Origin of the sequence: Streptomyces sp. SPB074 (genome assembly GCF_000154905.1) — a bacterium.
GTDB lineage: Bacteria > Actinomycetota > Actinomycetes > Streptomycetales > Streptomycetaceae > Streptomyces.
In genome coordinates this window covers 1,181,076-1,200,396 of the sequence record NZ_GG770539.1, presented here as the reverse complement: position 1 = coordinate 1,200,396, position 19,321 = coordinate 1,181,076, and the positions used below count along the sequence as shown (strand labels likewise).

Sequence of the window (19,321 nt, the reverse complement as noted above, 5' to 3'; positions counted from 1 at the left end):
GTTCAGCCTCCAGAGCCCGCGCGGTTGACGCGGATGAGCAGCCACAGCAGGACAGGGGCGCCGAGGGCGCCGGTGACGACCCCGACCGGCAGTTCCGTCCCCGGGATCGCCTCGCGCGCGAGGAGATCGGCGCCGAGGACGACGAACGCGCCGGTGAGACCGGAGACGAGCGGGGGCGGCGCCGGGGTGCCGGCGAGCCGCAGGGCGATCTGCGGGCAGGCGAGCGCCACGAAGGCGACCGGGCCCGCCGCCGCCGTGCCGAAGGCGACGAGCCCGACCCCGGCGAGGAGCAGCGCGAGGCGCACCGGCTGCACGGGCGTGCCGAGCCCGGCGGCGACGTCGTCGCCGAGCTGGAGCGTGCGCATCCAGCGGCCCAGGCCGAGGGTGAGCGGCAGGAGCACGACGAGCGCGATCGCGAGCGTGTCCACCTGGCCCCACGTACGGCCGTTGAGGTTGCCGACGAGCCAGCCGAGCGCGGCCTGCGCCTCGAAGCGGTTGCCGCGCGCGACGAGGAAGTCGGTGGCGCTCGTGCAGATCCAGGAGACGCCGATGCCGACGAGGATGATGCGGTAGCCGGTCGCGCCGCCCTTCCACGCGAGCGCGTAGACGAGGAGCGCGGTCGCGAGCGCGCCGAGCAGGCCGAGCGTGGAGAGGCCGAGGCCGCCGGTCCAGCCGAGGACGACGGCGGCCACGACGGCGGTGCCCGCGCCCTCGGTGAGGCCGATCATGTCGGGGCTCGCGAGGGGGTTACGGGTCATCGTCTGGAACACGGCGCCCGAGACGCCGAAGGCGAGCCCGACGAGGAGCCCGGTCAGCGCGCGCGGCAGGCGCAGTTCCCGGACGATGCTGAGCGTCCCCTCGTCGCCCGCGCCGAAGAGCGCCTTGACGACGCCGGTGAGGCTCACCGGGTAGTCGCCGAGCGCGAGCCCCCAGCAGAAGAGCGCGAAGGTGCCGACGGCGAGCGCCACTCCGGTGAGCAGCAGGCGCGGGCGCAGGACGCCGGAGACCGGGGGAGTGCTCAGGCGGAAGGGGCGGTCGCGGAGCGCGGGGCGCTTCGCGGGCGCGTACGAGGGCGGGGCGGACACGGGTTATACCTCCGCGAGCTTCCGGCGGCGGACCAGGGCGATGAAGAACGGCCCGCCGATGAAGGCGACGAGGACCCCGGCCTGTATCTCCGAGGGCCGGTCCACCATCCGCCCCACGAGGTCGGCGGACAGGAGCAGTACGGGGGCGAGCACGGCCGAGAGGGGCAGCAGCTTGCGGTGGTCGGGCCCCATGCCCGCCCACTGCGCGAGGACGCGGGCGAGGTGGGGGACGACCAGGCCGAGGAAGACGACGGGGCCGATGACGGCGACCGAGGCGCCGGTCAGCAGCACGACGGCGCACACCCCTTGGAGCCGGACGAGGCCGAGCCGTCTGCCGAGCGAGGCGGCCACGTCGTCACCGAGCGCGAGGCTGTTGAGCGCGGGCGCGCAGGCGAGGGCCAGCAGCGCGCCGACCGCCAGGAAGGGCAGGACGCGCGTCAGGTCGCCGGCGTCGCGGTCGGCGAGGGTGCCGGCCGACCAGAAGCGGTAGCGGTCCAGGGCGTCCTCGTCGGTGAGGACCAAAGCGCTCGTGAGCGAGGAGAGCAGCGAGGTGACGGCGACCCCGGCGAGGGCCAGTTTCACCGGCGTCGCCCCCGAGCGCCCCATGCGCCCGAGCAGGAAGACCACGACGCTCGCGACGAGGGCGCCCGCGAAGGCGAACCACACGTAGCCGTACAGCGATCCGACCCCGAGGACGGCGACCGAGACGACGATGGCGAAGGAGGCGCCCGCGCTCACCCCGAGAATCCCGGGGTCGGCGAGCGGATTGCGGGTCAGGGCCTGCATGAGCCCGCCCGCCATGCCGAGCGCGGCGCCCGTCGCGAGGCCGAGCAGCGTGCGGGGCACGCGCACGGACCAGATCACGTTGTCCGTGAGCCGGTCCGGGGACTGCCCGAAGAGGGTGCGCACGACGTCGTCGAGCGGGATGCTCCGCGCTCCGAGCGCCACGGAGAGCAGGCACAGGACCACGAGCAGGGCGACGAGGAACGTCACCAGAACCGTGGTGCGAAGTCTTCCGCCGGTGGTCACGTGCCGCTCTCCATGCCGTTGTCGCCCTGTTCCGTCGTCATCGCCCCGCCTCCGGAAGGGCCGGGGCCCGGGTGCCGCCGGTGGCCTCGCGGCGGCCGGACGGTGCCGTTCGCCGCTCCCCGCAGGTTAGGCAAGCGTAACCTCAGCCGCTGTGACAAGAGTCGCCCGCCTGATGCCCTGTTGAGTTAGGCAACCCTTACCTTACTATGCGGGGGGTCGCGGTTCCGCTTGGACCGCTCCGTACCGATCAGGAGGCGCGCACAGCTGTGTCGGGCAACACGCGTAACCGGGAATCCCTCACCACCGAGGCCGCGACGGCCCAGGACCACTGGACCGGGCGCTTCGCCGCCGAGGTCCCCGGCACCTCCCTGCCCCAGGACTTCCCGCACTCGCGCGAGGCCGGCCCCCGCGCCGTCCGCACGCGGGCACTCGGGACGGACGGTACGGGCGCCGGCGACCAACTCACCCGTCTCGCCGCCTTCGCCGCCCTGCTCCACCGCTACGGCGGCGGCGCCGAGGACCTGACGATCGCCTGCGCGGGACTCCCGCTGCGCCTCGGCCTCCACGGGGTGCGCACCTTCGCCGAACTGCGCGCCCACGTCGCCGAGGTGCGCGAGCAGGCCGAGGCCCACCGGCTGCCCACCGCCGAACTCCTCGCCCTGCTCGCCCCGGAGGAGGGCCGGGGCGGCACCGTGCTGTGCGCCACCGGCTTCGGGCCCGCCGCCTGGGACGAGGGCGGCCCGCTCGACCTCGCCCTCACCGTGACGGACGGGGAGATCCGCGCCGAGTACGCCACCGCGCTCTTCACGCCCGGGACCATCGACCGCGTCCTCGGCCACTACGCGACCCTCCTCGCCGACGCGAGCGCGCGCCCCGGCACCCCGCTCGCCGCGCTCGCGCTCCTCGACGCGACGGAGCGCCACCGCCTCCTCGTGGAGTGGAACGACACCACCCACGACGTGCCCGCCCGCACCTGGCCGCGCCTGTTCGCCGAGCAGGTCGCCGCGCGCCCCGACGAGATCGCCCTCGTCCACGAGGACGAACAGCTCACCTACGCCCAGCTCGACGCCCGCGCCGCCCGCCTCGCCCACGCCCTCGTGGCCCGGGGCGCGGGCCCCGAGCGGGTCGTCGCCCTCGCCGTACCGCGCTCGGCGGACATGATCGTCGCCGAGGTCGCCGTGCTCAAGGCGGGCGCCGCCTACCTGCCCGTCGACACCGACTACCCGGCCGAGCGCATCGCCTACATGCTGGACGACGCCCGCCCCGTCTGCCTCGTGACGACGGCCGAGGTCCTGCCCGACCTGCCGCGGGACGCCGTGGACACCCTCGTCCTGGACGCCCCGGAGACCGTCGCCGCGCTCGCCGCGCTGCCCGCCGAAGACCCGGAGGCCGCCGCCGGGCTCACCGTCGCGCACGCCGCCTACGTCATCTACACCTCCGGCTCCACCGGCCGCCCCAAGGGCGTCGTCCTCTCGCACGGCGGCGTCGCGAAGCTCCTCGCCACCCAGCGCGAGCGCTTCGGGATCGGCCCGCACAGCCGCGTCCTCCAGTTCGCCTCGCCCAGCTTCGACGTGGCCTTCTGGGACCTGTGCCTCGGCCTGCTCTCCGGCGGCCGGCTCGTCGTCGTCCCCGCCGACCGCCGCGTCCCCGGCGCCCCGCTCGCCGACTACGCCCACGCGCACGGCATCACCTTCATGATCCTGCCGCCCGCGCTCCTCGCCGCGATGCCCGAGGACGTCGAACTCCCGCCCACCGCGACGCTCCTGGCGGGCACCGAACGCGTCTCGCCCGAACTCGTGGGCCGCTACGCGCGCGGCCGGATGATGTTCAACGCCTACGGGCCGACCGAGGCGACGACCAACTCGACCCTCGGCCTGTGCGACCCGGACACGCCCGCGGGCCACATCGTGCCCATCGGCGTCCCCGACCCCGGCACCCGCGCCTACGTCCTGGACGCCGCGCTGCGCCCCGTACCCGCCGGTGTCGTGGGCGAGCTGTACCTCGGCGGCGCCGGGCTCGCGCGCGGCTACCTCGGCCGCCCCGCGCTGACCGCCGAACGCTTCGTCGCCGACCCCTTCGGGACGCCCGGCGAGCGCCTGTACCGCACCGGGGACCTCGTGCGCTGGAAGGCGGACGGGCGCCTGGAGTTCCACGGCCGCGCCGACAGCCAGACGAAGATCCGGGGCTTCCGCGTCGAGCCCAGCGAGATCGAGTCGGTGCTGCGCGCCCACCCCGCCGTCGGCCAGGCCGCCGTCGTCGTCCGCGAGGACCGCCCGGGCGACCGCCGCCTCGCCGCCTACGTCGTGCCCTCGCTCACGGCGGAGAACAAGACGAGGCCGTCGCCGAGTGGAAGGGCGTCCACGAACTCCTCTACTCCGCCGCCGGATCGGACGGCTTCGAGGAGAACTTCGCGGGCTGGAACAGCATGTACGACGGCAAGCCGCTGCCGCTCGCCGACCTGCGCGAGTGGCGGGACGCGACCGTCGCCCGCATCCAGGAGCTGCGTCCCCGGCGCGTCCTGGAGATCGGCGTCGGCAGCGGGCTGCTCCTGTCCCGCCTCGCTCCCGGCTGCGCCGAGTACTGGGGCACGGACCTGTCCGAGGAGGCCGTGCGGGCCCTGCGCGCCCAGGTCGAGGCCGTGCCCTCGCTCGCGGACCGCGTCACGCTGAGCGCTCGCCCCGCGCACGAGCTCTCCGGACTGCCCGAGGCCCACTTCGACACGATCGTCGTCAACTCCGTCGTCCAGTACTTCCCCGGCGCCGACTACCTGACGGACGTGCTCCGTTCGGCCGCCCGCCTCCTCGCCCCCGGCGGCGCGCTCTTCGTCGGCGACGTGCGCAACCTGCGCCTGCACCGCACCCTCGCCGCCGCCGTCGAGGCCGGGCGCACCCCCGCCGACGACAAGGAGGCGCTGCGCGCCGCCGTGGACCGCGCCGTCGCCTGGGAGGGCGAACTCCTCCTCGACCCGGACTACTTCGCCGCCCTCGACGGCTTCACCGCCGACATACGCCTCAAGCGCGGCACCCACCACAACGAGCTGACGCGCTACCGCTACGACGTCGTGCTCCGGCCCGGCACCGCCCCGGCCACCGTCCCGGCGCAGACCCTGCCCTGGTCCGCGCTCGGCACGCCCGAAGCGCTCGGCGCCGCCCTCGCCGCCCGCACCGCGCCGCTGCGCGTCACCGGCATCCCCAACGCCCGCCTCGCCCCCGACCTCGCCGCGCTCGGCAGGCTGGACGACAGCAGCCGCGCGGGCGGCCCCGGCATCGACCCCGAGACCCTGCACGAGACCGCCGCCCGCCACGGCCACCGCGCCGCCCTCACCTGGGCGGCCGACGCGGAGGACGGCAGCGTGACGCGGTGTTCACCCCCGGCACGGCGGACGCGCTCGTGCCCGCGCCCAGGACGGCGGATGCCCCGCCCGCGCCGGACACCCCGCCCGCGCCGGAGTCCCCGGCCGGACCGCTCTACGTTCCCGGCCCCGCCCACCCGCACGCCAACCGCCCCGCGCCCTTCCGCAACGTCACCGCGCTCATGACCGCGCTGCGCGCGCACGCCGCCGAGGCCCTGCCCGCCTCCATGGTGCCCGCCGCCTTCGTGCCGCTCGACCGGCTCCCCGTCACCCCGAGCGGCAAGCTCGACGCCGCCGCGCTGCCCGTCCCCGACTACGGGCTCCTCAGCTCCGGACGCGCCCCGCGCACCGCGCGCGAACGCCTCCTGTGCCGCCTGTACGCGGAGACGCTCGGCGTCGCCTCGGTCACCGCCGAGGACGACTTCTTCGCGCTCGGCGGGGACAGCATCGTCGCCATCCAGCTCCTCGTCCGCGCCCGCCGCGCCGGGCTCGAACTGACCCCCCGCGACGTCTTCCGGCACCGCACCGCCGCCCAGCTCGCGACGGCCGCGCGCACCGCCGCCGACACCCCGCAGGACCCCGCGTCCCTGCCCTGGGACCCGCCCACCGAGGCCGCACTCGCCGCCCTCCAGGGCCCGGGGCCGCTCGACATCGCCGAGGTCCTGCCGCTCGGCCCGCTCCAGGAGGGCTTCTACTTCCACGCCCTGCTCGACGGCGCCGAGCGCGACGCCTACGTCGTCCAGCAGGTCATCGACCTCGCCGGGCCCGTCGACCCCGCCCTCCTGCGCCGCGCCGCCGAGCGCCTCGTGGAGCGGCACGCGCCGCTGCGCGCCTGTTTCCGCCCGCTCCCCGACGGCCGCCCCGCCCAGCTCATCGCGAGCGGCGTGGACCTCCCGTGGAGCGAGACCGACCTCACCGGGCAGGACCCCGGCCGCGCCGCGTCCGTCGCCGCCGCCGAACGCGCCCACCGCTTCGACCTCGCCCACCCGCCCCTCCTGCGCTTCGCGCTGATCCGCCTCGGCGGCACGCCCGGCGGCCAGGAACGCAGCCAGCTCGTCCTCACCTTCCACCACATCGTCGCCGACGGCTGGTCGCTGCCCGTCCTGCACCGCGAACTCCTCGCGCTGTACGGCGAGGAGGCGGCACCGCTGCCCGAGGTCGCCCCCTACCGCGCCCACCTGGCGCACCTCGCGCGCGCCGACCGCGAGGCCGCGCGCACGGCGTGGCGCGACGCGCTCGCCGGGTTCGAGGAGGCGACCCGCCTCGTCACCGCCCCGGCGGCCGGGCCGATCGAGCCCGCGCAGGTCCGCGTCGAGCTGCCCGAGGCCACCACCGCGCGCCTCAGCGCCCGCGCCCGCGCGCACGGCGTCACGCTCGGCACCGTCGTGCAGGCCGCCTGGGGGCTGCTCCTGTCCGGCCTCACCGAAAGGCAGTACGTCTTCTTCGGCACCACCGTCTCGGGGGGCGACGCCTCCGCGGATGGTATCGAGTCAATGGCGGGCCTCTTCATCAACCCCTTCCGACTTGCCTGAACTGGGCCCTGTTTTGACCCTCTGGGCTCCGTCCTGGAACGCCTCCAGCGCGAGCAGAGCGCACTCCCTGGACCACCAGCACCTCGGGCTTGCCGTAGATCCAGCGCCTCGTCGGGCACGCGGGCGAGGGCGAACCTCCTCGACACCCTGGTGGGTCTTCGAGAACTACCCGGCCGACCCGGACCTGAGCGACCCCACCGGCACCGTCCGCCTCACCGGGCACACCTTCCACGACGCCGTGCACTACCCGCTCGCCCTCATCGTGAAGCCTGGCCGCCGCCTCGACCTGCGCCTCAAGCACCACACCGAACGCATCGGCACCGAGGCGGTGCGCGTGCTCGCCGAGCGCCTCACCCGCGTCCTCGACGCACTCGCCGACGACACCGCGCGCCCCGCCGCCGCGCTCGACCTGCTCACCCCCGAGGAGCACGCGCGCACCGCCGCGCTCGGCACGGGCGAGTCCCGCGAGGTGGACGCCCGCACCCTCCCCGCCGCGATCGCCGCGCAGACCGCCCGCACCCCGGACGCGATTGCCGTCGTGCACGAGGGGACGACTCTGTCCTACGCCGTACTCGACGCCCGCGCCGAGCTTCTGGCCCGCCGGCTGCGCGCCCGGGGCGCCCGGCCCGAGGAGTTCGTCGCGGTCGCCGTGCCGCGCTCCGCCGGGCTCGTGGTGGCGCTGCTCGGCGTCCTCAAGTCCGGTGCCGCCTACGTGCCGATCGACCTCGACCACCCCGCCGAGCGCATCGCCCACGTCCTCGCCGACGCGGGCGCCCGCACCGTCGTCACCACCCCGGCCGACGCCGGACGCCTGCCCGCGCACCACGGGCTCGACACGGTCCTCGTGGACAGCGAGGGGCACCCGGCCGGCCCCTCGGACGCCGACGCCGCCCCGCAAGCCGACACCGCCTCGGACGCGGAGGCCGCCCCGTACGCGGAGGCCGCCCCCGACCACCCCGCCTACCTGATCCACACCTCCGGCTCCACGGGCCGCCCCAAGGGCGTCGTCGTCACGCACCGCGCGCTCGCCAACCGCCTCGCCTGGATGCAGGGCGCCTACGGGCTCACCGAGGCCGACCGCGTGCTCCAGAAGACGCCCGCGAGCTTCGACGTGAGCGTGTGGGAGTTCTTCTGGCCGCTGCGCGAGGGCGCCGCAGTCGTCCTCGCCGCGCCCGAGGGCCACCGCGACCCCGCCTACCTCGCCCGCACCGTGCGCGCCGAGGGCATCACCGCGATGCACTTCGTCCCCTCGATGCTGGACGCCTTCCTCGCCTCCGCCGAGGTGACGGCCGACCCCTCCTGGGCGGCCTCGCTCCGGCTCGTGTTCAGCAGCGGCGAGGCCCTGTCCGGGCAGAGCGCCGCCCGCTGGACCGCGCTCACCGGCGTGCCCCCGCACAACCTGTACGGGCCCACCGAGGCCGCCGTCGACGTCACGCACCACGCCTTCGACGGCGCGCCCGACACGACCGTCCCCATCGGCCGCCCCGTGTGGAACACCGGCCTCCGCGTCCTCGATCCCGGCCTGCGCCCCGTCGCCGACGGGGTCCCGGGAGAGCTCTACCTCAGCGGCGTCCAGCTCGCGCGCGGCTACCACCGCCGCCCCGCGCTCACCGCCGACCGCTTCGTCGCCGACCCCTACGGCGCCCCCGGCACCCGCATGTACCGCACGGGCGACCTCGTGCGCCGCCGCCCGGACGGCACGCTCGACTACCTCGGCCGCACCGACCGGCAGGTCAAGCTGCGCGGCAACCGCATCGAGCCCGGCGAGATCGAGGCCGCCCTCACCCGGCTCCCGCAGGTCGCGCGCGGCGCGGTACTCGTCCGCGCCCAGCGCCTCGTCGCCTACGCGGTGCCCGCCACCGGGGCCGCGGACCTGGAACCCGGCGCGCTGCGCGCCGCGCTCGCCCGTGAACTGCCCGCCGCCCTCGTCCCCGAGGACTACGTCCTCCTCGCCGACCTGCCCCTCACCCCGAGCGGCAAGCTCGACCAGGCCGCGCTGCCCGCCCCCGAGGCCGCGCGCGCCGTCCGCCGCGCCCCCGCGAACGAGCGCGAGGAAGCGCTCGTCGCCGTCTTCGCCGCCGTGCTCGGCATCGAGGACCTCGGCCCCGACGACGACTTCTTCCAGCTCGGCGGCGACAGCATCAGCTCCATCGGCGTCGCGAGCCGCGCCCGCGCCGCCGGGCTCGACGTCAGCCCCCGCGACATCTTCACCCACCGCACCCCCGCCGCCGTCGCCGCGCACAGCACCCCCGCGGGCACCGCGCCCGTGACCGCCGGACCCGCCGCCGCGCTCGACCTCCCGGACGCCGCGCTCGCCCGCGTCCGCGCGCTCGCCGCCCCCGCCGCCGTCACCGACGTGTGGCCGCTGGCCCCCCTCCAGGAGGGCCTGTTCTTCCACTCCGCGTACGACGAGGGCGCCCTCGACGTCTACACCGTCCACGAGACCTTCGACTTCGCGCGCCCCCTCGACGCGGACCGCCTGCGCGCCGCCGTGCGCACCGTCCTGGACCGCAACCCCGGCCTGCGCGCGGGCTTCACGAGCGAAGGGCTCGACGCGCCCGCGCAGTTCATCGTGGACACCCCGGAGGTCCCGCTCGAAGAGGCCGACCTCTCCGGCCTGCCCCCCGCCGCGCAGGACGCCCGCGTGCGGGAGCTGACCGAGGCCGAGCGCAACCGCCGCTTCGACCTCTCCGCGCCCCCGCTCTTCCGGCTGCTCCTGCTGCGCCTCGGCGAGGAGCGCGGCGACCGGCTCGTCATCGGCCGCCACCTCATCCTGTGGGACGGCTGGTCCGCCTGGCTCTTCCTGGACGAGCTGTTCGCGCTCTACGAGAGCGCCGGTGACGCCGCCGCGCTCCCCGCGCCCGGCACCTACCAGGACTACCTGACCTGGCTCGCCCGCCAGGACGACACCGCGGCCACGGCCGCCTGGCGCGCCGCGCTCGCCGGACTCGACGAGCCGACGCTGCTCGCCCCCGGCGCGGCGGAGGGTCTCGCCCCCGTCATCCCCGAACAGCTCGACGTCCGGCTCCCCGCCGCGCTCGGCGCCCGCCTGCGCGAGGCCGGACGCCTGCACGGACTGACCCTCAACACCTTCCTCAACGCCGCCTGGGGCCTCACCCTGGCCACCGCCACGGGCCGCACCGACGTCGTCTTCGGCACGACCGTCGCGGGCCGCCCCAGCGAGGTCCCCGACGTCGGCGGCATCATCGGCCTGTTCCTCAACACCGTCCCCACCCGCGTCGCGCTCGACCCCGCCGAGTCCGTCCTCGCGCTGCTGCGCCGCATCCAGGACGAACGCCTCGGCCTCATGCCGTACGAACACCTCAGCCTCGGCGTGCTCCAGGCCGAGACCGGGCACCGCAAGCTTTTCGACACCCTCTTCGTCCTGCGCGACAACGACACCGAGGACCGCCTCGAAGCGCTGCGCACCCGGCACGGCGCGAGCGCCGTCGCCAACGTGGACGCCACCCACTACCCGGCCAACCTCGTCGTCACCCCCGGCGAGCGCGTCACCGTCTCGCTCAGCCACCACCCCGAGCTGGTCCCCGCCGAGCGGGCCCGCGCGCTCCTGGACCGCTTCACGCTCCTCGTGGACCGCCTCAGCGCGGACCTCGCCGCCCCCGTCGGCTCGCTCGACGCGCTGCTGCCCGCCGAACACGCCGCGCTGCGCGCCGAGCGGGCCGCGAGCGAGGTCGAGCAGCCCGAGAAGACCATCGCCGGCCTCCTCGCCGAGCAGGCCGCGCGCACCCCCGACGCCACCGCCCTCGTCTTCGGCGCGGACACCCTCACCTACGCGGAGCTGGACGCGGCCGTCAACCGCCTCGCGCGGCTGCTCCTCGCCCGCGGCGCGGGCCCCGAGCGCGTCGTCGCGCTCGCGCTGCCCCGCTCCCTCGACATGGTCGTGGCCCTCTTCGCCGTGCTGCGCACCGGCGCCGCCTACCTGCCCCTGGAGCTGGACCACCCCGCCGACCGGCTCGCGGCCATGCTCGCCGACGCCCGCCCGCTGCTCCTGCTCAGCCGTACGGAGGTTTCCGCGCGGCTCGACGGGGACGTGCCCCGCCTGCTGCTGGACGACCCGGCCGTGGAAGCCGAACGCGCCGCGCAGCCCGGCACCCCCGTGCACCGCCGCTTCAGCCTCGAACACCCCGCGTACGTCATCTACACCTCCGGCTCCACGGGCCGCCCCAAGGGCGTCGTCACCCCGTACCGGGGACTGACGAACATGCAGGTCAACCACCAGAAGGAGATCTTCGCCCCGGCCGTCGCCGCAGCCGGGGGCCGGCGGCTGCGCATCGCGCACACCGTCTCCTTCGCCTTCGACATGTCGTGGGAGGAACTGCTCTGGCTCGTCGAGGGCCACGAGGTCCACGTGTGCGACGAGGACCTGCGCCGCGACGCCGAGGCGCTCGTCGCCTACTGCGCGGAACACCGCGTGGACGTCGTCAACGTGACCCCCACCTACGCGCGCCTCCTCATCGAGCAGGGCCTGCTCGAAGGCCACGTGCCCCCGCTCGTCCTGCTCGGCGGCGAAGCCGTCCCCGAGACCGTGTGGACGGCGCTGCGTGACACCGAAGGCACCTACGGCTACAACCTGTACGGGCCCACCGAGTACACGATCAACACCCTCGGCGGCGGCACCCCCGACAGCGCGACCCCCACCGTGGGCCGCCCCATCCGGGGCACCCGCGCCCACCTCCTGGACGCCTGGCTGCGCCCCGTGCCCGACGGCGTGCCCGGCGAGCTGTACATCGCGGGCATCGGCCTCGCGCGCGGCTACCTCGACCGCCCCGCGCTGACCGCCGAACGCTTCGTCGCCGACCCCTTCGCGAGCGCTCCCGGCGCCCGCATGTACCGCACCGGGGACCTGCTGCGCCGCCGCCCCGACGGCAACCTCGACTACCTCGGGCGCACCGACGACCAGGTCAAGATCCGCGGCTACCGCGTCGAGCCCGGCGAGATCGAGACCGCGCTCAGCCGCCACCCCCTCGTCGCCCAGGCCGCCGTCGTCGTCCGCGAGGACCGCCTCGTCGGCTACGTCGTGCCCTCCGGCGCCGACCCCGAGGCCCGTACCGCCGCCCAGGAGGAACAGGTCGGCGAGTGGCGCGAGATCTACACCGACGAGTACGAGAAGATCGGCACCGCCGTCTCCACCGAGCGCTACGACGGCTGGGACAGCTCCTACGACGGCGAGCCCATCCCCTTCGCGGAGATGAGCGAGTGGCGCGCCGCCACGCTCGACCGCATCCGCTCCCTGGACCCGCGCCGCGTCCTGGAGATCGGCGTCGGCTCCGGCCTCCTGCTGTCCGGGCTCGCCAAGGACACGGAGGAGTACTGGGCGACCGACATCGCGGCCCCCGTCATCCGCAAGATCGAGGCCGAACTGCGCGCCACCGACCCGGAGCTGGCCGCCCGCGTGCACCTGCGCTGCCGCCCCGCCGACGACCTGGGCGGACTGCCCACCGGGTACTTCGACACGATCGTCATCAACTCGGTCGTCCAGTACTTCCCCGGCGCCGAGTACCTCACCGCCGTCATCGAGGGCGCGATGGGCCTCCTCGCGCCCGGCGGCGCCCTCTTCGTCGGCGACGTGCGCAATCTGCGCCTCGCCCGCACCTTCCACACCGAGATCCAGCGGGCGCGCGGCACCGCCCCCGCCGGCCTGGAGCGCGCGGTGGCGCGCGGACTGCGCCTGGAGAAGGAACTCCTCGTCGACCCGGACTTCTTCACGCGCCTCGGGTACGGGGCCGACCTGCGCACCAAGCGCGGTCACCACGACAACGAGCTGACCCGGCACCGCTACGACGTCGTCCTCCACGCGGGCGCCGCCGACACCGACCTCGGCGCGGTGCGCGAGACCCCCTGGACGACGGAGGAGGACGCCGCCCGGCTCCTCGCCGCGACCGGCGAGCCCCTGCGCCTCACCGGCGTCCCCGACGGCCGCACCCGCGCGGACGGCGTCGCCCCCGAGTCCGTGCACGCCCTCGGCGAGGCGGCCGGCCGCCGCGTCCTCACCACCTGGTCCGCGCGCGAGGGCGCCTTCGAGGCGGTGTTCCTCGCGCCCGGAGCGAACGCGCCCCGGCTCGCGGCCGGCCTGTACCGCCCGCGCGGCACGGACGAGCCGTGCACCAACGACCCCACGGCCGCGCGCGGGACCGCCGCGCTCGTGCGCCGCCTGCGCGAGGACCTGGGCCGCACCCTGCGGAAATACATGGTCCCCGCCGCCTTCGTCACCGTCGACACGCTCCCCATGAACGCCAACGGCAAGCTCGACGTCCGCGCGCTCCCCGACGCCGAGCCCGCCGTCGCGCTCGGCGGCTGGCGCGGACCGCGCACCCCGCGCGAAGAGGTGCTGTGCCGCCTCTTCGCCGACGTGCTCGGACTGGAGGAGGCGGGGGCCGAGGACAACTTCTTCGACCTCGGCGGCCACTCGCTGCTCGCCACCCGGCTCGTCAGCCGCGCCCGCGCCGAACTCGGCGCCGAACTCGCCATCCGCGACCTCTTCGAGGCCCCCACCCCCGCGCTCCTCGCCGCCCGCGCGCACACGGGAAAGCCGGCCCGGCCCGCGCTCACCGCCCGCGCGGACCGCCCCGCGCGCGTACCCCTGTCCGCGGCCCAGCGCCGCCTGTGGCTCGTCCAGGAACTCGAAGGCGCCGGCCCCGCCTACAACTTCCCGCTCGTCGTCCGGCTGCGCGGCGCCCTCGACACCGAGGCCCTGCGCCTCGCGCTGCACGACCTCGCGGTCCGCCACGAGTCGCTGCGCACCCTCGTCGGCGTGCACGAGGGGGAGCCGTACCAGCTCCTCGTGCCCGCCGAGGGGGCCCACCCGCCGCTCACCGTGAGCGAGCACACCGAGGCCGAACTGCCCGCCCTCATCGAGGCCGCGCAGCGCCGCCCCTTCGACCTCACGCGCGAACTCCCGGTCCGAGCCGAGGTGTTCACCCTCGCCCCCGAGGAGCACGTCCTCGCGCTCGTCCTGCACCACATCACGACCGACGAGTGGTCCGACCGGCCCTTCCTCGCCGGGCTCGACACCGCCTACGCGGCACGGGCGCGCGGCACGGCCCCCGAGTGGGCCCCGCTGCCCGTCCAGTACGCCGACTACACGCTGTGGCAGGACCAGCTCCTCCAGCAGCTCGGCGACGACCAGCTCGCCTACTGGACGCGGACGCTGGAGGGCATCCCCGAGGAACTGCCCCTGCCCCTGGACCGGCCGCGCCCCGCCGCGCCGACCGGGCACGGTGCCGTCGTGCGCCGCGAGGTGCCCGCCGCGACCGGGCGCGCGCTGCGCGAACTGTCGGCCGCGAGCGGCACGAGCATGTTCATGCTCCTCCAGGCCGCGACCGCGGCGCTCCTGCACCGCCTCGGCGCGGGCGAGGACATCCCGCTCGGCGCGCCCATCGCCGGGCGCACCGACGGCGAACTCGACGAACTCGTCGGCTTCTTCGTCAACACCCTCGTCCTGCGCACCGACCTCTCGGGCACCCCCACCTTCACCGAACTCCTCGCCCGCGTCCGCGAGTCGTCCCTCGCCGCCTTCGAGCACCAGGACCTCCCCTTCGACCGGCTCGTGGAGGCCCTCAACCCGCCCCGCGTCACCGGCCGCAACCCGCTCTTCCAGGTCATGCTCGGCTACCACCACCGCCCCGAGGGCGACGCCGCAACCCTCCTCGGACTGCCCGCCGACTGGTACGACATGGACACCGGCACCGCGAAGTTCGACCTCGACTTCACCTTCGTGGACGCCTCCGACGCGGACGGCGGCATCACACTCCTCCTGGAGTACGCGACCGACCTCGCCGGCCCGGAGACGGCCGCGCTCCTCGCCGAACGCCTCGTCCTCCTCCTGGACCGCGCGGCGCGCACCCCGGACGTGCCCCTGCGCGACCTGGACGTCCTCACGCCCGAGGAGCGGGCGAACGCCTCGGCCACCGGCGCCTGGAACGCCACCGCGCGGCCCGTCGAGACCCGTTCCGTGCCTGAGATCCTCGCCGCCACCGCCAGCCGCCTCCCGGAGGCGACCGCGCTCGTCACCGGGCCCGACGCCGCCCCCCGCCGCACGAGCTTCGCCGCCCTGCACGCCTCGGTGACCGCCCTCGCGGCCCGGCTGCGCCCGCACGTCACCACCCCCGGCGCCGTCGTCGCCCTCGCGCTGCCGCGCGAGGAGACCGTCCCCGCGCTCCTCGGCGTCCTCGCCGCCGGAGCGGCCTACCTTCCGCTCGACGTCGCGCACCCGGCCGAGCGCCTGGAGTTCATGCTCGGCGACGCGGCACCCGTGTGCCTCGTCACGACCACCGAGTACGCGGCACTGCTCCCCGACGCCCCCGGCGTCCCGCGCCTGCTCCTGGACGGGCCCGCGAGCGCCACGCCGCACGAGCCCGCGAGCGTCACGCCGCACGAGCCCGCGCCCGCGATCCGCCCCGGCCAGGCCGCGTACACCATCTACACCTCCGGCTCCACCGGCCGTCCCAAGGGCGTCATCGGCACCCACCGGGGCCTGTCCAACCTCTACGCCGCCCACCTGCGCGACCTCATCACCCCCGCCGTGCGGCGCACGGGCCGCGCGCGCCTGCGCGCCCTGCACGCCGCCTCGTTCAGCTTCGACGGCTCCTGGGAACCCCTGCTCTGGCTCCTCGCCGGGCACGAACTCCACGTCGTGGACGAGACGACGGCGCGCGACCCGGAGGCGCTGCTCGACCGCATGACGCACGCGCGCATCGACTTCGCCGACCTCACCCCGACCTACCTGCGCGAACTCCTCCACCACGGCTTCCTCGCCGAGACCGGCCCCGGCGACCGCGCGCGCCACGTCCCCGCCGTCCTCGCCGTCGGCGGCGAGGCGACCCCGGCGGCGCTGTGGGACCGGCTCACCGCCCTCCCCGGCACCACCGTCCACGACCTCTACGGCCCCACCGAGTGCGCCGTGGACGCCTACGGCTGGCACCACACCCCCGAGGGCGCCTTCGCCGCGCCGCTCGACAACACCCGCGCCCACGTCCTGGACGAGGCCCTGCGCCCCGTCCCGGGCGGCGTCCCCGGCGAGCTGTACCTCGCGGGCGAAGGGCTCGCGCGCGGCTACCTCGGCCGCCCGGCGCTGACCGCCGAGCGCTTCGTCGCCGACCCCTACGGCCCGGCCGGCACCCGGATGTACCGCACCGGCGACCTCGTGCGCCGCGACAAGGACGGCACCCTCGTCTTCCTCGGCCGCGCCGACGACCAGGTCAAGATCCGCGGCTTCCGCGTCGAACTCGGCGAGATCGAGGCCGTGCTGAGCCGTCACCCCGCCGTCTCCGCCGCCGCCGTCGTCGTCCGCGAGGACCGCCTCGTCGCCTACGTGGTCGCCGTGCCCGGCACCGCGGCCGACCCCGCCGCGCTGCGCGCCCACACCGCCGCCGCGCTCCCGGACCACATGGTCCCCGGCTCCTTCGTCGCGCTCGCCGCCCTGCCCCGTACCGTCAACGGCAAGCTGGACACGGCGGCGCTGCCCGCCCCGCCGTCCCCGGCCGCGAGCGGCGGCAGGCTGCCGCGCACGCCGCGCGAGGAACTGCTGTGCACCCTCTTCGCCGCCGTGCTCGGCCACGCGCACGCCGGCCCCGACGACGACTTCTTCGCGCTCGGCGGCCACTCGCTGACCGCGATGCGACTGGTCGCCCGCGTCCGCTCCGCGCTCGGCGCCGACCTCTCCCTGCGCACGGTCTTCGACGCGCCCACCCCGGCACGCCTCGCCGCCCGCATCGACGCGGCGACGGGCCCGGCCCGGCCCGCCCTCGCGACGCCGCGCCCCGTCCCCGCACGGCTCCCGCTCTCCTCCGCCCAGCAGCGGCTGTGGCTGCTCCAGCAGGTCGAGGAGACCGGTACCGCCTACCACATCCCCACCGCCTGGCGCCTGACCGGCGACCTGGACCGGGCCGCGCTCGAAGCCGCGCTCCACGACGTCGTGGCCCGCCACGCCCCGCTGCGCACCCTCTTCCCGGCCGTCCAGGGCGAGCCGTACCAGCGGGTCCTGACACCCGAGGAGGTCACGGTCCCGCTCGCGACCATCCGGTACGAGGACCTGGCCGCCGCGGCCGCCCGGCCCTTCGACCTGGCCCGCGAGCTCCCGCTGCGCGCCGCGCTCGCGCCCACCGGCCCCGGGGAGCACGTCCTCCTCCTCGTCCTGCACCACATCGCCACCGACGAGTGGTCCGACCGCCCCCTGCGCGCCGACCTCGCCGCCGCCTACGCCGCCCGCACCGAGGGCCGCGCCCCCGAGTGGGCGCCGCTGCCCGCCCGCTACGCCGACTACACCCTGTGGCAGCGCGACCTCCTCGCCGAGACCGGGCCCGCCCTCCTCGACCACTGGACCCGCGCGCTCGCCGGGCTCCCCGAGGAGCTGAACCTGCCCACCGACCGGCCCCGCCCCGCCGAGTCGAGCGGGCGCGGCGGCACCGTCGGCTTCACCGTCGCCCCGGACCTGGAGCGCGCCCTGCGCGCCCTCGCCCGCGAACACGGCGTCAGCATGTTCATGGTCGCCCAGGCCGCCGTCGCGAGCCTCCTGCACCGGCTCGGCGCGGGTGAGGACATCCCGCTCGGCGCGCCCGTCTCCGGCCGCACCGACGAGGCGCTCGAAGACCTCGTCGGCTTCTTCGTCAACTCCCTCGTGCTGCGCACGGACCTCTCCGGCAGGCCGAGCTTCGCCGAACTCCTCGCCCGGGTCCGCGCGAGCGACCTGGCCGCCTACGCCCACCAGGACCTCCCCTTCGAACGCCTCGTGGAAGCCCTCAACCCCGCCCGCTCGCTCGGCAGGCACCCGCTCTTCCAGGTGATGGTCGTGCACCTCGCGGCCGAGGGCGCCGAGGCCCCGCTGCTGCCGGGGCTCGCCTCGCGGCGCGAGAGCGTCGGACAGGAGAGCGCCAAGTTCGACCTCAGCTTCGACTTCGTGGAGCAGGGCGAGGGCGGCGGCATCCAGGGCTGGATCGAGTACAGCGCCGACCTCTTCGACGCGCGCACCGCCGAACTCCTCGGCGCCCGCCTCGTCTCGCTCCTGGAACAGGCGGTCGCCGACCCCGACCGCCCCCTCGCCGCGCTCGACGTGCTGCGCGAGGACGAACGCGCCCGCGTCCTCACCGAGTGGAACGCCACCGGCGAGGCCGGAGTGGACGTCCTCCTGCCCGAGGCGTTCCGCGCCCAGGCCGCCCGCACGCCGGAGGCGACCGCGCTCGTCTTCGAGGGCACCTCGCTCAGCTACGCGGAACTCGACGCCCGCGTGGACGTCCTCGCCCGCACCCTCGCCGCGCACGGCGCGGGCGCCGAGGCCACCGTCGCCGTCGCCCTCCCGCGCTCCCTCGCGCTCGTCGTGACCCTGCTCGCCGCGCACCGCGCGGGCGCCGCCTACCTGCCGCTCGACACCGGCTACCCCGCCGACCGCCTCGCCTACATGCTCGACGACGCGCGCCCCACCTGCCTCGTCACGACCGACGGCGTCACCCTGCCCGCCACCGCCGTCCCGCGCCTGACCGTCACCCCCGACGGCACCCCCACGCACCCCGCCGACGCGCCGCTGCCCGGGGCACCCGACCCCCGCCACCCCGCCTACGTCCTCTACACCTCGGGCTCCACGGGCCGCCCCAAGGGCGTCACCGTGCCCCACGCGGGCATCGCCAACCGCCTGCGCTGGATGCAGGAGCACCACGGGCTCGGCGCCGGGGACCGCGTGCTCCAGAAGACCCCGGCGGGCTTCGACGTCTCCGTCTGGGAGTTCTTCTGGCCCCTGATCACCGGCGCGACCCTCGTCGTCGCCCGGCCCGGCGGCCACCAGGACCCGGCCCACCTCGCGGAGCTGATCCGCCGCGAGCGCGTCACGACCGTCCACTTCGTGCCCTCGATGCTCCGCGCCTTCCTCGACACGCCGGCCGCCGGGGACTGCGCGTCCATGCGCCGGGTCGTGTGCAGCGGCGATGACTGAATCTACCTGTGATGGAATTCTCGATGCTACGTCCTGTCCTGGCGCGGCCTGCACAACCTGTACGGGCCCACCGAGGCGTCCGTCGATGTCACCGCCCACGAGGTGGGCGCCGCGCCCGGCGCCTCGGTGCCGATCGGCCGCCCGGTCCGGGGCACCCGCACGTACGTGCTCGACGCGACGCTGCGCCCGGTCCCGCCGGGCGTCGCGGGCGAGCTGTACCTCGCGGGCGTCCAGCTCGCGCGCGGCTACCTCGGACGCCCGGCCCTGACCGCCGAGCGCTTCGTCGCCGACCTCTACGGCCCGGCGGGGGAGCGGATGTACCGCACGGGCGACCTCGCCCGCTGGAGCGCGTACGGTGACCTGGAGTACCTGGGGCGCACCG

General features: G+C 76.0%; 4 protein-coding genes and 2 pseudogenes. 4 read left to right on the top strand and 2 right to left on the bottom strand.

The features are described 5' to 3' along the window. Window positions 1-2 precede the first annotated feature (2 nt). Both SSBG_RS04805 and SSBG_RS04800 read right to left on the bottom strand, forming a co-directional pair. Entirely contained in the window at window positions 3-1,085 is a 1,083-nt protein-coding gene (locus SSBG_RS04805; RefSeq protein WP_008745094.1) for a FecCD family ABC transporter permease, read from the bottom strand. A 3-nt stretch (window positions 1,086-1,088) separates the two neighbouring features. Continuing rightward, window positions 1,089-2,114, bottom strand: coding sequence for a FecCD family ABC transporter permease (locus SSBG_RS04800; protein WP_008745093.1), 1,026 nt, complete (start codon window positions 2,112-2,114; stop codon window positions 1,089-1,091). A gap of 206 nt (window positions 2,115-2,320) precedes the next feature. On the opposite strand from SSBG_RS04800, the pseudogene SSBG_RS36025 reads away from it, so the two are divergent. The 4 genes and pseudogenes from SSBG_RS36025 to SSBG_RS04795 all read left to right on the top strand — a co-directional run. Beyond that, window positions 2,321-4,375: pseudogene (locus SSBG_RS36025) on the top strand (non-ribosomal peptide synthetase); the annotation flags it as partial. Between the two features lie 164 nt (window positions 4,376-4,539). Continuing rightward, a complete protein-coding gene (locus tag SSBG_RS36020) occupies window positions 4,540-5,652 on the top strand; it encodes a class I SAM-dependent methyltransferase (protein WP_420790262.1) in 1,113 nt (370 codons plus the stop codon). Next, on the top strand, window positions 5,649-6,998 hold the full coding sequence (locus tag SSBG_RS36015) for a condensation domain-containing protein (RefSeq protein ID WP_008745090.1): 1,350 nt from the start codon (window positions 5,649-5,651) through the stop codon (window positions 6,996-6,998). Before SSBG_RS36020 ends, SSBG_RS36015 begins: the two co-directional genes overlap by 4 nt. A gap of 13 nt (window positions 6,999-7,011) precedes the next feature. Continuing rightward, window positions 7,012-19,321: pseudogene (locus tag SSBG_RS04795) on the top strand (amino acid adenylation domain-containing protein); the annotation flags it as partial.

What these genes read in the sequence shown, in the direction of transcription:
- SSBG_RS36015 (WP_008745090.1), top strand. Translation starts at nt 5,649, where the DNA reads ATGACCGCGCTGCGCGCGCACGCCGCCGAGGCCCTGCCCGCCTCCATG.
- SSBG_RS36020 (WP_420790262.1), top strand. Translation starts at nt 4,540, where the DNA reads ATGTACGACGGCAAGCCGCTGCCGCTCGCCGACCTGCGCGAGTGGCGG.